Source organism: Sphingobium sp. TomTYG73, from assembly GCF_055394245.1.
Window position 1 is genome coordinate 149,186 of sequence record NZ_AP027340.1, and the last position, 14,474, is coordinate 163,659.

Annotated in this window: 13 protein-coding genes; 6 read left to right on the forward strand and 7 right to left on the reverse strand. The window is 64.5% G+C overall.

Going from position 1 to position 14,474, the window contains the following annotated elements:
* Positions 1 to 31: 31 nt before the first annotated feature.
* The 6 genes from ACZ5TH_RS13670 to ACZ5TH_RS13695 all read right to left on the reverse strand — a co-directional run bounded on the left by ACZ5TH_RS13670 (position 32) and on the right by ACZ5TH_RS13695 (position 7,227).
* Positions 32 to 1,303 (reverse strand): sulfotransferase family protein, encoded by a 1,272-nt coding sequence (locus tag ACZ5TH_RS13670; protein WP_464795549.1) that lies wholly within the window; start codon positions 1,301 to 1,303, stop codon positions 32 to 34.
* A gap of 31 nt (positions 1,304 to 1,334) precedes the next feature.
* Complete coding sequence (locus ACZ5TH_RS13675; protein ID WP_464795550.1) at positions 1,335 to 2,414, reverse strand: zinc-dependent alcohol dehydrogenase; 1,080 nt, start codon at positions 2,412 to 2,414, stop codon at positions 1,335 to 1,337.
* Between the two features lie 191 nt (positions 2,415 to 2,605).
* Positions 2,606 to 4,042 carry an NAD-dependent succinate-semialdehyde dehydrogenase gene (locus tag ACZ5TH_RS13680; RefSeq protein ID WP_464795551.1) on the reverse strand — a complete coding sequence of 479 codons (1,437 nt, stop codon included), beginning with the start codon at positions 4,040 to 4,042 and terminating at the stop codon, positions 2,606 to 2,608.
* 132 nt (positions 4,043 to 4,174) lie between these two features.
* Positions 4,175 to 5,098, reverse strand: a complete 924-nt coding sequence (locus ACZ5TH_RS13685; RefSeq protein WP_464795552.1) for an acyl-CoA dehydrogenase family protein — start codon at positions 5,096 to 5,098, stop codon at positions 4,175 to 4,177.
* Between the two features lie 13 nt (positions 5,099 to 5,111).
* Positions 5,112 to 6,266: an acyl-CoA dehydrogenase family protein gene (locus ACZ5TH_RS13690; RefSeq protein WP_460988630.1), complete on the reverse strand. Its 1,155-nt coding sequence runs from the start codon at positions 6,264 to 6,266 to the stop codon at positions 5,112 to 5,114.
* 88 nt (positions 6,267 to 6,354) lie between these two features.
* Entirely contained in the window at positions 6,355 to 7,227 is an 873-nt protein-coding gene (locus ACZ5TH_RS13695) for a LysR family transcriptional regulator (protein WP_464795553.1), read from the reverse strand.
* A 104-nt stretch (positions 7,228 to 7,331) separates the two neighbouring features.
* Between ACZ5TH_RS13695 and ACZ5TH_RS13700 the strand changes: the two genes are divergently transcribed.
* The 5 genes from ACZ5TH_RS13700 (at position 7,332) to ACZ5TH_RS13720 (ending at position 12,527) form a co-directional block, all read left to right on the forward strand.
* On the forward strand, positions 7,332 to 8,132 hold the full coding sequence (locus ACZ5TH_RS13700; protein ID WP_464795554.1) for a crotonase/enoyl-CoA hydratase family protein: 801 nt from the start codon (positions 7,332 to 7,334) through the stop codon (positions 8,130 to 8,132).
* Positions 8,129 to 9,373, forward strand: coding sequence for a CaiB/BaiF CoA transferase family protein (locus ACZ5TH_RS13705; protein ID WP_464795555.1), 1,245 nt, complete (start codon positions 8,129 to 8,131; stop codon positions 9,371 to 9,373). The genes ACZ5TH_RS13700 and ACZ5TH_RS13705 overlap by 4 nt, the downstream gene beginning before the upstream one ends.
* A 192-nt stretch (positions 9,374 to 9,565) precedes the next feature.
* Positions 9,566 to 10,465 carry an NAD(P)-dependent oxidoreductase gene (locus ACZ5TH_RS13710; RefSeq protein ID WP_464795556.1) on the forward strand — a complete coding sequence of 300 codons (900 nt, stop codon included), beginning with the start codon at positions 9,566 to 9,568 and terminating at the stop codon, positions 10,463 to 10,465.
* A 12-nt stretch (positions 10,466 to 10,477) separates the two neighbouring features.
* Positions 10,478 to 11,332 (forward strand): sugar phosphate isomerase/epimerase family protein, encoded by an 855-nt coding sequence (locus ACZ5TH_RS13715; protein ID WP_464795557.1) that lies wholly within the window; start codon positions 10,478 to 10,480, stop codon positions 11,330 to 11,332.
* Positions 11,333 to 11,588: 256 nt separating this feature from the next.
* Positions 11,589 to 12,527 carry an AEC family transporter gene (locus ACZ5TH_RS13720; RefSeq protein WP_464773258.1) on the forward strand — a complete coding sequence of 313 codons (939 nt, stop codon included), beginning with the start codon at positions 11,589 to 11,591 and terminating at the stop codon, positions 12,525 to 12,527.
* Here ACZ5TH_RS13720 and ACZ5TH_RS13725 read toward each other — a convergent pair.
* Positions 12,524 to 13,291, reverse strand: coding sequence for a helix-turn-helix domain-containing protein (locus tag ACZ5TH_RS13725; protein WP_464795558.1), 768 nt, complete (start codon positions 13,289 to 13,291; stop codon positions 12,524 to 12,526). The genes ACZ5TH_RS13720 and ACZ5TH_RS13725 overlap by 4 nt on opposite strands.
* Before the next feature lie 93 nt (positions 13,292 to 13,384).
* On the opposite strand from ACZ5TH_RS13725, the gene ACZ5TH_RS13730 reads away from it, so the two are divergent.
* Positions 13,385 to 14,455, forward strand: coding sequence for a Rieske 2Fe-2S domain-containing protein (locus ACZ5TH_RS13730; RefSeq protein WP_460988620.1), 1,071 nt, complete (start codon positions 13,385 to 13,387; stop codon positions 14,453 to 14,455).
* The last annotated feature ends 19 nt before the right edge of the window (positions 14,456 to 14,474 follow it).

Sequence of the window (14,474 nt, forward strand, 5' to 3'; positions counted from 1 at the left end):
CCGTCAACAGATGCTGTTGCGGACGTCCCCATCAGGCCTCATGCCGCACTGGAAAGCGGTCATAGTAAAAGGCGAAACGTTCCCGAGCGGCGGCTTCGTTCAGGCCGAACACGCCTTCAAGGTCGTAGATCACCTTGCCATGCTTGTTCCGCGGATTTTCGTTGAGATAGCCAAGCAGCTGATTTTCGACCTCTGGGGTCAATTCCAGCCCCGCCAGCGCGTAAACCTCCCGCATCACCCGTTCCTGATCGGCCATATATTCGTGGAACAACAGATCGACCGACTGTTCCGGCCCCCATGCGTCCCGCTGATCCACACAGGCGCGCAGCAGCCGCTCGATCCGGTCCAGCCAGAGGCGGGCGAGCGCAGGAGGATCGACCGGATCGCGGCGGATACGGTCGCTATAGCCAAGCATGGTGGTCAGCGACCGCAGAACAGCGACGGGATCGCGATGCGTGATGACCATCGTGGCATCGGGGAAAACAGCCTTGATCGCGGCCAGATTTTCCATGTGCTGCGGTGATTTCAGCAGCCAGCGATTAGGCCCCCGGTGCCAGGTCAGCACCTGCAGCACCTTCTTTTCATAGGCATAGCTGGGGGTGCGGTCATGAGCGAAATAATGGTCGATCCAGCGCGGAATGCGGGACTGGAACTCCCAGCTGTAGCAGTTGAGGTCCATATAGAGCAGTTCATTATCCTCATGGATCGACGCTGCATCCATGCCGTGCATCGCCGCCATGTGGGGCAGCATCGCTTCGAACGCGCTCCATAGTTCGGCACTGCGGGTGATACGCGGGTCAACTTCGCCGGGCGCAAGTTCGCGCACCTGGACGGGCTCCTCGGCTTCCCAGAGTGTCAGCGATCGCAATCGCTCATCGCGAGCGAGCCAGTTGACGAGGTGCGTCGTGCCCGAACGCGGCAGCCCCGCGATGAACAGCGGGCGATCGATCTGGATGTCGAGGATTTCCGGGTGCCGCTTGACGATATCCTCGATCCGCAGGCGGTTCACCATGACGCGCACCAGATGATCGAGCAGGGTGATCCGGCCGCCACGGGTCAGGCCTTCATCCTCATCCCACGCCTGAAGCGTCACCGCCATGCGTTCGCGAAAGCTCTGATCCTCACCGAAATCATCAAGGCCGCCGGAATTGGCGATGGCCTGGGCCAGAACCTGATCCACCGTCATATGGTCGGGCCGGTCGGCAGGTCCCTGGCGGGCCGCCTCGATCATTGGCGTGACAATCGGCTCCGCCATGTCGTCGATATGAATTTCCTGCGGCTCGGGCTGCATGGTTTCGCTCATTGTTGATCCTTTGGCGCGGCTGGAGCCAGCTTCACGCAGTCTGGGGGAAAGTGACGATGACCTTGGCCGATGCTTCGGTATCGGCGGCGATGCGGAAGGCCTCATCCAATTTGTCGAACGCGATACGATGGCTGATCAGCGGATCGACATTGATCTCACCGCTCGCCAGCATCTGGAGGCATTCGTTGAACTCATCCTCGCGGTCGGTTGCGATCGATCCGGAAATGCTGAACTCATTGGCCATCATCTTCCACAGATTGACCGGCATCGGCTTCTTATGAAGCGCGACGATCACGATGCGCGCGCGGAATTTGGCAACCTCGAGCAACTCGGCCAGCGGCGGCTGCGCTCCGGCGGCGTCGATAATGACATCCGTGCCGACAAAGGGCATGCCGAACCTCTCACCGGTTCCGTGCGCCTTCCCGATCGCCTCGACCAGCGGTTCGCGCGAGGGATTGACGGTGACGGCAGCGCCAAGCTGGCGGGCGCGTTCGAGCCGGGCGTCCGACAGATCGGCGATAAGAATGTCCTTCACGCCACGATGGCGAAGGCAGATGATTGTGCAGAGGCCGATCGGACCCGCGCCGAGTATCACCACCTTGTCGCCCGACTGCACCCGGCCGATATTCACGCCGTGCAGGCCCACGGACAGAGGCTCGGCCAACGCTGCCTTTTCGAGCGGCAAGCTGTCGGGGATGGGGCAGATGTCCGCGCCAGCGCGGGCGTCCGGAACTAGGATGAACGGAGCGAAGGCGCCCGTCGGCCCGCCCCCGCCGATAAGGCCCGCGTCCGGATTGACGGCGCAGCGCTGACCCGGCTGAATGCCCTGCACTTGCGCGCCCACCTTTTCCACGACGCCTGCAAATTCATGGCCGATGGGCAGGGGTTCAGCGAGCGGCGCGCCGCCGCCCAGGCCACCTGCGGCAACATAGCCCAGGTCGCTGCCACACACGCCCGTGGCGCCGATGCGCACCAGCACATCATGGGGACCGACGACCGGTATCGCGACCTGATCGACGCGCATGTCGCCAACGCCATGAACGCGCGCCAGCGGCATGGTTGCGGAATTTTGCTGATCCGGATTCGCACCCACGCCTTGGGAATCGCTCATGACGTCCTCTCCTCACTTTTTTGTTCGGCGAAACTGGTAAACCAATCAGTTTCCGAGTCAAGAAGAGAAGCGGCTGACGGCGGACCGAATGCCGGGCGAACGAAAACTGCCCCGCACCTTTTGACAGGCACGGGGCAGCATCATTCGATCATCATTAGGCGGCCCCTCAACGCCGGGGCACGACGGCTATTTCATCCGATTTTGGCGGAGATGAGGAAGGGCCGCAGATAGGCTTCCATGCCTTCGCTGCCGCCTTCGGACCCCATGCCGCTGTCGCCGACGCCACCAAAGGGCGTTTCCGGCATCGCCATCGCGAAATGGTTGATGCCCAGCATGCCCGCATGGATTCCTTCGGAAATCTTGCGTTCGGTGCTCATGCTGTTGGTGAAGGCATAGGATGCAAGGCCGTAGGGCAGCCGGTTAGCCTCTGTCAGCGCGGCATCGATGTCGTCGACCGGCATCACGAGCATGAGGGGACCGAACGGCTCTTCATTCATCGCGTCCATTTCGGGCGTCATGCCTGACAGGACGGTTGGCTGGAAGAAATAGCCGCGATTGCCGATGCGCGACCCGCCGGTTTCGATCTTCGCACCACGCTGTACCGCGTCAGCCGCCAGCGCCTCAATCTTGGAAAGCTGACCTGCTGTCGTTAGCGGCCCCATCTGCGTGTCCGCAGCCATGCCGTCACCGACGCGCAGCTTGCTGGCCACTTCGGTCACGCCCGCGACGAAATCGGCATAGAGCGGCTTTTCAACCAGGAAGCGCGTGGGCGAGACGCATACCTGCCCTGCATTGCGGAACTTGAATTCCGCCGCCAGCGGAACGACAGTGGCAAGATCGGCATCGCGCGCGACGATCACCGGATTATGTCCGCCAAGCTCCATCGTCACCTTCTTGAGGTGCTGCCCGGCGGCGCTTGCAAGCAGGCGGCCGACGCGGGTCGATCCGGTCAGCGTCACTTTGTGGATTTCCGGCGCAGCGCAGAGGGTGGCGGAAATTGCCGCCGGATCACCCCAGATCACGCTGATCGCGCGGGGTGGCAGGCCCGCAGCCAACAGCGCCCGGCCAATGCGCCACCCGGCGCTCGGCGTTTCTTCGGCGCACTTCAGCACGACCGAACAACCTGCCGCCAACGCCGGCGCGACCTTCTGCATGACGGTCCAGGCCGGGAAATTCCAGGGCGTGAATGCGGCCACGGGACCGACGGGGCGGCGCTGTACCACCCAGCGCATGTCGCTGGCGCGCGTGGGGATCAGACGTCCGTAAGCGCGACGGCCTTCTTCCGCATACCAATCGAGCAGGTCGGCCGATCCCAGCCATTCGCCCCGCGCCTGCGCCAGCGGCTTGCCGCCCTCGCGCGTCATTTCAGCGGCGGCTTCGTCAGCCTCGGCGCGCATCAGGTCAGCGGCGCGGCGCAAGACCTTGCTGCGTTCGAAGGGCGAGATGGCGGACCATTGCGCGAAACCGTCAACCGACAGCCGGGCTGCTTCAGCAGCTTCGGTCGCGCCGCACGAGGGCAGCGTGGCAATCAGTTCCTCGGTGGCCGGGTTGACCAGCTTCATCGTGCCGAGCGAACCCTGGCTGCGTTCCTGACCGTCGATGATGGGGCGGGGCGTCGAATTGGTCATGTGCTTATACTCCAAGGGTCCGACATGCGCTGCAAAACTCATCCGCTGGACAGCTGCGCGCGCATTAGTTGGCGGCCTCTTACCCCTCCCGCCACGGAGGGGACAAGACCCAGCCGCCAGTGAATGGCCCGTTCAGGCCCCGCGAATGAAGTCGGCGGTCGGCGATGCGGCGGACGCCAGCCTCAATTCGCCCAGAACACCGGCCCAATAGCTTTCCGAGCCATCGGCCAGCCGCCATCCGTGCAGGCGGCGGGTCAGCAATTGGAGGTCATATTCCTCACTTATGCCGATCGCGCCATGAACCGCATGGGCGATGGCGGCGACCTGCCCTGCCGCGAGGCTGGTGCCGTGCTTGGCGATCGCGGCGTCGGTGAGCTTGGGTTCAAGCCCCGAGCGCGCGCCGATCGCGGCGGCGATGCGGGCGGCTACGGCCTGTTCGGCGAGGACGGACAATTGCTGCTGCACTGCCTGCTGCTTGCCGATGGGCTTGCCGAACTGGACACGCTCATTGGCGTAGGCGACGGTCATTTCCATGACCCGGCCAGCCGCGCCGGAAATGAGCTGCGCCCGAAGCACAGCAGCGATGGGGCGCAATGCAGCCCCGTTCAGCCCTGAAGCATAGGCGTCCGCGTCATGGGGGACACCCGTAGCCTCGACCTTTGCGGTAGTCAGCACCGGCGCGTCCGGGGTGCCCGACAGGATGTGGAAGGCGACTACGGCGAAGGGCACTGCGCCTGCGCCGGTGGCGATCGCGATCGGGCCTTCGGGCGCTTCGATGCCAGCTGCGGCGAGCAGCGCACGCGCGATCATCGTATCGCCCACCGGCAGAGGGACGGCATGGCGGCCGAGCAAAGCGATCAGTGGCGCGGCGTCCTCCAACGAGAGCCCTGCCCCGCCCGCCTCTTCGGCGACGAGGGCGTCAAGGAAACCGGATTCGACAAAGGCATTCCACATCGCGCTGCTGTCACCGCCCTGCTCGATCTCGCGGATCGCGGCGGGGGTGCAGACGTCTTCGATCAGGCGGGCGAAGGGATCAATCAGTTCGGACATGTCCATGAAGTGGCTCCCTTCAGCGCAGGCCAAGGCCGCGGGCGATGATGCCGCGCAGGATTTCACGCGTGCCGCCACGCAGCGAGAAGCTGGGCGCGATATGGGTGACGTAAAGCAAAGTGCGGTATAGCTCAGGATCGACCGGCTCGTCCGGATTGGCGGCCAGATCGTCACCGATCAGCTGCGGCACGGCCTGTTCGAAGCTGGTGCCGAGGTCCTTCATCAGCGATGCTTCGACCACCGGGCTTTCACCCGCCACCAGCCGCGCGGTAACGGCCAGCGACATTTCGCGCAGGACGGCCTGCTGCGCCATCAGCGATCCGACGAGGCGCAGCGTGGCGCTGTCCTTGCGGCCGACGGCTTCGAGATGACGGACCCAGGCGTCGATCAGGACGACAGAGGAATAGATGCGCTCAGGCCCGCTGCGTTCGAAGGCGAGTTCGGCGGTGACCTGCTTCCACCCCTGCCCTTCGGCGCCGATCAGCGCGTCGGGGGCGAGGCGGACGTCTTCGAAGAAGACTTCGGCGAAATGCGCGTCGCCGGTAAGGTCGACGATCGGGCGGATGCTGACGCCGGGCGCCTTCAGGTCGACGATTAGCTGAGACAGGCCCTGCTGCCGGTCGGCGCTGGTGCCCGATGTGCGGACGAGAGCGATCATGTAATCGCTGTGCATCGCGTTGGTGGTCCAGATCTTCTGGCCGTTCAGTAACCAGCTGCCGTCTGCCTGCTGTTCGGCACGGCTACGGACGCTGGCTAGGTCGGAACCGGAGCCCGGCTCGCTCATGCCGATGCAGAAAAGCGCTTCGCCCTTCGAAATGCGGGGGAGGTAGAAGCGGCGCTGTTCTTCGGTGCCGTAATGCAGGATCAGCGGGCCGCTCTGGCGGTCGGCGATCCAGTGCCCGGCGACCGGGGCACCTGCGGAGAGTAGTTCTTCGACCACGACGAAGCGGGTGAAGGGACCGCGGCCGACGCCGCCATATTCCTTGGGCAGCGAGAGGCCGAGATAACCCGCCTGCCCCAGCTTGCGGCTGAAGGCGGCGTCGAAACCCTGCCAGGATCGGGCGCGGCGGTGTACCGGCAGTTCGGCGATGGCTTCCTGGATCAGCGCGCGCAGAGCGGGGCGGATCGCCTCATCCTCGGGCGGGAGGGTGGAAAGGGTCAGTGTTTCGAACAAGCCGGCCTCGTGAAACCGTTAAGGAAGTGGCGAATAGATCGCGTTTTGTGACTTTATAGTCCAATATCGAATTTCGGTTATTCGATATTCAATGGCTATCGGAGGCGATGGCGGCGAAGTTTTTGGCGAGCGGACTCGCTGCGTCGCGGGGGAGGGCTACGCCGGTGAGGACGGGTACCTTGTTGGCGAGGCGGACGAGGCGGACGCCTTGGGGCACTGAGCCAGCGGCGCGGGAGGGGACGAGCGCGACGCCCAGGCCGGAGCGGACGAGGGCGAGGACGGCACTCAATTGCGCGGCTTCCTGGGCGACGATGGGCATGAAACCGGCCTTCTGGCAGGCGGTGAGCGTGATCGAATGGAGGACGCTGATGCGGCTTTGCAGGATGAAGGGTTGCTGCGCCAGATCGCCTAGCGCCACGCTGTCCGCGTCGGCGAAGGAGCTGCCTTCGGGCAAGGCCGCATGCAGTTCGTCGGGGTCGATGACCTGCGTGTCCACGGCCGCGATCTGGAGCAAGGGCAGGCGGACAAGGCCAACGTCCAGCTCGGCGGCGGCGAGCTTTCGCGCGATTTCGGCGCTGGTCGCTTCCTCCAGCACCAGTTCGACGGCAGGATAGCGGCGGCGATATTCCGCGATGAGGCGGGGGAGCAGTTCGAAGGTCGCCGAACCGACAAAGCCCACCCGCAACTGGCCGCGTTCCCCCGCCGCGCCTTCCCGCGCGGCTTCCCGGAAGCGATCCGCCTGCGCCAGGGTCGCCCGCGCCATGTCGAGCGAAGCGCGGCCCGCCGCCGTCAGCGTGACGCCGCGCGCGCTTCGCACGAACAGAGCAGCGCCCAGTTCATCCTCCAGCTTGCGGATGGCGACGGTCAGCGGCGGCTGCGACATGTTGAGCCGCTCCGCCGCACGGTGGAAATTGCCGGTTTCGGCGAGCATGACGAAATAGCGGAGCTGGCGCAGTTCCATGATAGCTTCCATATATCGAACAATCGAAAATCAATATTAGCTTGATAGAAAGCGAGCGCCTAGCGTCCTGCGATCTTTTCATGTTTGGATTGGGAGAGCCCCGCTTGGACCCGTTTCTTCTCGTCGAGCGCGACGGCCCCGTCGTCATCGCCCGTTTCAACCGCCCCGAAGAACGCAACACGATCACCGAGGTCGCGCATAGCGAGGAGATCGTCGATTTCTGCCGCCAGATGGTGCGGGACAATTCGGTGCGGGCGATCGTCCTGACCGGCAATGGCAAGGCATTCAGCGCAGGCGGCAATGTCAAATATATGGCCGAACGATCGGGCATGTTCGGCGGCACGCCCTATGAAATCCGCAACGCCTATCGCACCAGCGTGCAGTTGATCGGCCCGGCTATCCATGAACTGGAAGTGCCCATCATCGCGGCGATCAATGGCCCGGCGATCGGCCTTGGCCTCGACATCAGTTGCATGTGCGACATCCGCCTGATGGCCGACACGGCCGTGGTCGCCGAAAGCTATGTGAAGCTGGGCATCATTCCGGGCGGCGGTGGCGGCTGGCTGTTGCCGCGCCTGATCGGGCCGCAGCGCGCCAATATCATGACGCTGACCGGCGACGCGATCGACGCCAAGACGGCACTGGAATATGGGCTGGTCGCCGAAGTGCTGCCCGCCGACAAGCTGATGGACCGGGCGCTGGAACTGGCGGGCAAGATCGCCGCCAATCCGGGTCATGCGACGCGCATGGCGAAGCGGCTGATGCGCGAAGGGGCCGACATGAAGCTGACCACGCTATTGGAAATGGCCGCGGGCTATCAGTCGCTGGCCCACTATACCGAAGATCATCATGAAGCGATCGCCGCTTTCCTTGGCAAGCGCGCGCCGGAGTTCAAGAACAAGTGAGCGAGCAGCAGACAGCCACCGGGCCTCTGGCCGGGATCAAGGTGCTCGACCTGTCGCGCGTGCTGGCGGGGCCGTGGACAACGCAGATATTGGGCGATCTGGGCGCGGACGTGATCAAGGTCGAGCAGCCGGGGCAAGGCGACGACACCCGCCGCTGGGGGCCTCCCTTCCTGGACGACGGGTCGAAGGACGCGGCCTATTATCTGTGCGCGAACCGCAACAAGCAGTCGGTTGCGATCAACCTTGCCGACCCGCGTGGCGCCGACCTGATCCGCGAGATCGCGCTGGGCGCGGACATCGTGGTCGAGAATTTCCGCGTCGGCGGGCTTAACAAATATCGGCTGGATTATGCGTCGCTGTCCGCGATCAATCCCAAGCTCATCTATTGTTCCATCACCGGCTTTGGTCAGGATGGACCGTACAAGGATCGCGGCGGTTACGACTTCCTGATCCAGGGCATGAGCGGGCTGATGTCGATCACCGGCCGTCCCGACGGTGAGGCGGGCGGCGGGCCGATGAAGGTGGGCATCCCGATCAGCGATCTGGTGACGGGGCTCTATTCGGCGATCTCCATCCTTGCCGCGCTCGCCCATCGCGACCGCACGGGCGAAGGCCAGCATATCGACATGTCGCTGCTCGACACGCAGGTGGCGCTGCTCGCCAATCAGGCGTCCAACTATATGAATGGCGGCATGATCCCCCGGCGGCTGGGCAATGAGCATCCCAATACCGTGCCCTATCAGGATTTCTCCTGCTCCGACGGCGACATATTGGTGGCGTTGGGCAATGACCGGCAGTTCCGCAGCTTCTGCGATCTGATCGGGCGGCCGGACCTGCCGGACGATCCGCGCTTTATCGACAATGGCAACCGGTCGCCTAACCGCAAGGCGTTGCAGGACGAGATGGGACCGGCGATCGCCAAGTGGAAGTCGGATGATCTGATCGCCGCGATGGAAGCGGCCAAGCTGCCGGGCGGGCGGGTCAATGAGATACCCGACATTCTTGCAGACGAGCATATTGCCGCGCGCGGTGTCATCAAGGACATGGTTCGGTCGGACGGAACGCCGGTCAAGGTGCTGGGCTATCCTGGGAAATTTTCCAAGACGCCCGCCGATTATCGCCGTGCGCCGCCGCGTTCGGGCGAGGATACGCGTGACGTGTTGAGCGACGTGCTGGGATTGTCCGAAGGGCAGATTGCGGCGCTTGTGGAAGCGGGGGTTATCGCGGAAAAGCTGCATTGATTTTTGCGCGGAGACGCGGAGGAGGAGGACGGTGATTATGGCCCTCCCCCCTCCGTCACCCCGGCGAAAGCCGGGGTCAAGTCCGGGGTGACGAAGATGGCAGGAGTACCGCTCCGCTTCGTTCTTGAAAGATCGGGAAATAGCAGTTCATCATGCCGGGGACGCCCGGCTCAAGATTGAGAGGATTACAGCATGACCACCAAGATCGGTTTCATCGGGCTGGGCGCCATGGGTCTGCCCATGTCATCGAACCTTCAGCGCAAGGGCTTTGCGGTCACGGTGTACGACATCGACGCGGAGAAGATGGACAAGGTGGCAGCGCTGGGCGCGGCCAAGGCCGCCACGGTCGCCGAGGCAAGCCGGGGTCAGGACATCGTCATCACCGTCCTGCCCGCGACGCAGCATGTCGAAGCGGTGGTGCTGGGCGAGGACGGCGTGCTGGCCAACATCGACGCAGGTGCCGTACTGATGGACCTTTCCACCATCGATGCAAAGGGCACGGACCGGGTGGCGGCGGCCTGCGCGGCCAAGGGCATCGGCTTTGTCGATGCGCCGATCGGCCGTCTGTCGCTGCATGCCGAACGCGGGGAATCATTGTTCATGGTCGGCGCGGAGGACGCGGAATTCGCGCGGGTCGAACCGGCGCTGAAGGCGATGGGCACCGACATCTTCCGCTGCGGCAAGCCGGGCATGGGCAGCCGCATGAAGGTGATCAACAATTTCATGCTGCTGTCGACGGCGCAGATCGTTGCGGAATCGCTGGCGCTGGGTACGAAGCTGGGCCTCGACATCCAGACCATGCATGACGTGACCGGCAACACCACGGCGCGCAACGGCCAGTTCCATGTGCTGATGGTGAACAAGGTGCTGAAGGGCGATATGGAGCCGGGCTTCACCATTGACCTCGCGTTCAAGGACTTGACGCTGGCGATGAACGCGGCGGCGGAAAACCGCGTCGGCCTGCCCATGGGCGCGGCGGCGCATGCCGCGTTCGGTGGCGCGCGAGCGACCGACTATGCGAACAAGGATTATTCGGCGCTGCTCGACTATGCCTGCCGCAACGCCGGTGTCGAAACGCCGCGCATGGATTGATCCGGAAAGGCCGTGAGCGCGCCGCAACTGATCGCCACCTGCTGGACCACGGCAGGCAATGTCCGGCCCGACCGGCCGGACAATCTTGGCCGCTTTCCGCTGGACCAGCGGATCGAAGCGGCGGCGCGCGCGGGCTATGCGGGGACGGGCTTTTGGCTGGGCGACCTGCTTGCCTGGGAGGCGAGTGGGCGGGATTATGGCTCGCTCAAGCGGCTGCTGGATGATGCCGGGCAGAAGATCGTTGAGCTGGAATATCTGGCGGATTGGTTTGCATCGGGGGAGCGTCGGGTTCGGTCGGATGCGGCAAGGGTGGAGCTGTTCCGCGCCGCCGACGCGCTGGGCGCGCGGCATATCAAGGTGATGCCGCCTTTCCTGCCCGACGATCCGGCGGGGGCAGCTCTGTCTGGCGAGTTTGCGGCGCTTTGTGCGCAGGCGGCGGATCATGGGCTGATGATCGGGCTGGAAATGCTGCCCTTTTCGATGCTGCCGAACCTTGGTTCCGCGCTGGAGATGGTGGCTGCGGCGGACGCGGCCAATGGCGGGCTGCTGGTCGATATCTGGCATGTGATGCGCTCTGGCGGCACGATGGACGAGGTTGCGGGGTTGCCTGCGCGCTTCATCATCGCTGCTGAACTATGCGACGCGACGATGGCGATGCAGGGTGAGATCACGGAAGATACGATGCGCCATCGCAAGCTGTGCGGCGAGGGTGAGTTTGATGTGCCGGGCTTTATCCGCGCGATGGGTCGGGCGGGCTATGACGGTCGTTATGGCGTGGAAATCCTGTCCGATGCGTTTCGCCAGCTTCCGCTTGTCGAAGCCGCGCGGCGCAGCTTTGAGAGCAGCGTGGCGCAATTTGGCCGCTGATCCTTTAGAGCATGATCATGTTTGAGTGATCGTCACCCCGGGCTTGATCCGGGGTCCCGCTTCTTATCTGATGCTGCCGAGGCAGCGGGACCCGGGGTCAAGCCCGGGGTGACGGAAAAGGAGCCTTGATACAGATGCGATCGATTGTCCTGTATGCACTGACGATTGCGCAGAAAGGCATTTCCGCCGCAACGGTCCTGTCATAGGAGGCGCATCGCGGCGGGAGCGAAGCCGTCGAGCATGAGGGGCGCTTTTCATGGCTGTGACGATCCTGGGCGCGCTGGTCCCGGTGTTTGGGCTGATCCTGATCGGCTATGTGTGCGGGCGCTATGACATATTGGGCGATCGCGCGTTCGAAGTGCTGAACCGCTTCGTCATCGCCATCACGCTGCCCATCCTCACATTTCGGTCGATCGCGCATATGGACCCGAGCAATCTGGCCGTGCCGGGCATGTTCATCGCGGTGACGCTGGGCGCGCTGATCACCTATGCGCTGGCCTTTGCGATTGCGCGGCGGTTCGGGCGGTCGGGGGCGAATGCGAATATCGCGGCTTTGTGCGCCTGTTTCAGCAATACGGGCTTTATCGGCCTGCCGGTGGCGACGCTGGCCTGGGGGCCGGAGGCGGTCGCGCCGGTGTCCGTGACGATGCTGATTTACTCGGCGATCGTGTTCACGGTCGGTCTGGTGATGAGCGAGGTGACGGCGAGCCAGGGCCATGGGGTGGGCACCGGATTGAAGCTCGCGGCGCGATCGACGGTGCGCAATCCGTTGATCCTGATGGCGGTGCTGGGGTGCGTCTGGTCAGTGCTGCGCCTGCCGCTGACGGGACCGGCCGACATATTGATGCAGACGCTGGCGCAGGCGACGGCGCCGTGCGCGCTGACGGCGATCGGCATTTTCATCGCGCTGCCCCGGCGCAGCGCGACGCCCGGACCGATCGGGCGGGTCGTTGCTTTGAAGCTGCTTGTGCAGCCGCTGATCACGGCGGGGCTGTTGTGGATGCTGCCGCCGATCCCGCCGCTTTGGGCGAAGGTCGCGATATTGATGGCGGCGATGCCGTGTGGCGCGTCGAGCTTTGTGCTGGCGGGGAAGGCGGGGCGCTGGGCGATGGAACTGAGCGCATGGGCGGTCATGCTGACGACGACGATGGCGTCGATCACGCTGACCGGGATGCTTTGGTGGCTGGGGGCTTAAAGGTCTTCGGTGACGCGGGCCATTGCCAAGGGGCGGACGAGCAGGAAAAGGGCGGACCAATCGCCGGTGTCGGCGGCGGCTTCGCGTTCCTGCCGGGCGATCAGATAGGCGTCGTCGCGTAGTCGTTCGAACAGCGCCTGCACCCGGTCGCGGCCATTGGGGCCTAGCCAGAGCATATCCGAGACATAGCGGGCGTCCCCCTCCAGCAGCGAGGGGCCGAGGAAGAAATGCTTTACCACGCGGTTGAAGGCCTGGTCGAGGGGGCCGCCCGGGCGCCAGCGGACGGCGCGGCTGGTGAGGGGGCGCAGGCGTCCGCCGGGCAGGCTGTCGACCAGGCCGAGGCGCCGGAGCCGCTCGATCGCTTCGTCCAGCGCGGCCGTGTCGATGCCGAGCGTCGACTGGCACTCCGCCCGCTGCGCGCCGTTGAGGACGAGGAAGAAGAGCAGCGCGAGGCTGCGGTCGGCGGCGAGGACGCGCTCCTGCGCCAGGGTGAAGCGATCCGCGCCGCTGTCGGCCGATCGGGCTAGCAGGTCACGCACGTCGATGCCGATGGCGAGGCAAAGGCGGTCGAGATTGTCGAGCGTCAGCCCCCTCCCCCGCAGCCAGCGCCAGAGGGTCGGCTCCGCGACGTCCATGCGGGCGGCGAGGTCCGCTACCCGGACGCCTTGCATGCGCAGTTCGTGGCGGAGTTGGGCCAGGATGGCAGCGACGCCGGGGCTTTCATTTTGCGGCATGTCTGAAGTCCGATCGTTAGGTGATCGCATGGGATCATATAATGATTGCCGGGAGCAAGCGTGAATTGATCCGGTGGTGTCCTTATCCCACTATGCGCGCGAGATAAGAGAGAGGATGGACGGATGGCGACCACGGCCGACTATGGCTTGGGCGAATTCACTTTTCCCCGTGGCTGGTTCATGATCGCGCGGGCCGAGGATGCCGTGGCCGCGCCCACCGCGCTGCGCATGTTCGGGCGCGATCTGGTGCTGTATCGTGGGGAAAGCGGGCGCGCGGCGCTGCTCGATGCCTATTGCCCGCATATGGGCGCGCATCTGGCGGCCGAGCAAAGTTCCGGTGCGGGCGCGCGGCGGATCGAGGGGGATTCGATCCGTTGTCCCTATCATGCGTGGCGCTTTGGGCCGGACGGGATCTGTAACAATGTGCCCTATTTCGACGGGCCGCTGCCCCCGGCGGCGCGGGTGCGCGCCTATCCGGTGGAGGAGCGGTTCGGATGTCTGTTCGCCTGGCATGATCCCGAGCAGATGGAGCCCGACTACCCCTTGCCGGACCTGCCGGAATGGGAAGATGCGGGCTGGGTGCGCTGCATCTATGATGATCTGGGGCAGATTCCGGTGCATCCGCAGGAGATTATCGACAATCTGGTCGATGCGCGGCATTTCGGGCCGGTCCATGGGCAACGGCTCGCCTATTTCAACTCGCGCTTCGACGGCGTCACCGGACGGCAGCTTTCCGGCGGAGGTCATGAGACGATGACCAGCGAGGGCGGCGTACTAGACGTCGATGCCTATTATACCGGGCCGGGCATATTGATCGCACGCTTTTCCGGCGAGACGGACGCGGTTCAGATCGTACTGCATACGCCGGTCGAGGATGGCGTGACCCATGTGTGGCATGGCATCATCACGCGGGGACGACAGGTGCCGCCCTCGGCAGAGGATGTGACCTTGCATGGTCAATATCAGCAGCTTGGCCTGTCCGCCTTCTCGCAGGATTTCGAGATTTGGCGGACGAAGGCGCCAGCGTTGCAGATATTGCGCCTGCCGACCGATGGGCCGTTCCACCGCAACCGCGCATGGTATCGGCAATTCTACAATCCGCGCGCGCAGGCGGCGGGCCATCAGGGCCGCGCCAATGGCGACCATGCCACCAAAGGGCTGGATCAGGCGCCGACGGCCGCAGCGGCCGAATGACATTCATAACGAACAGAGG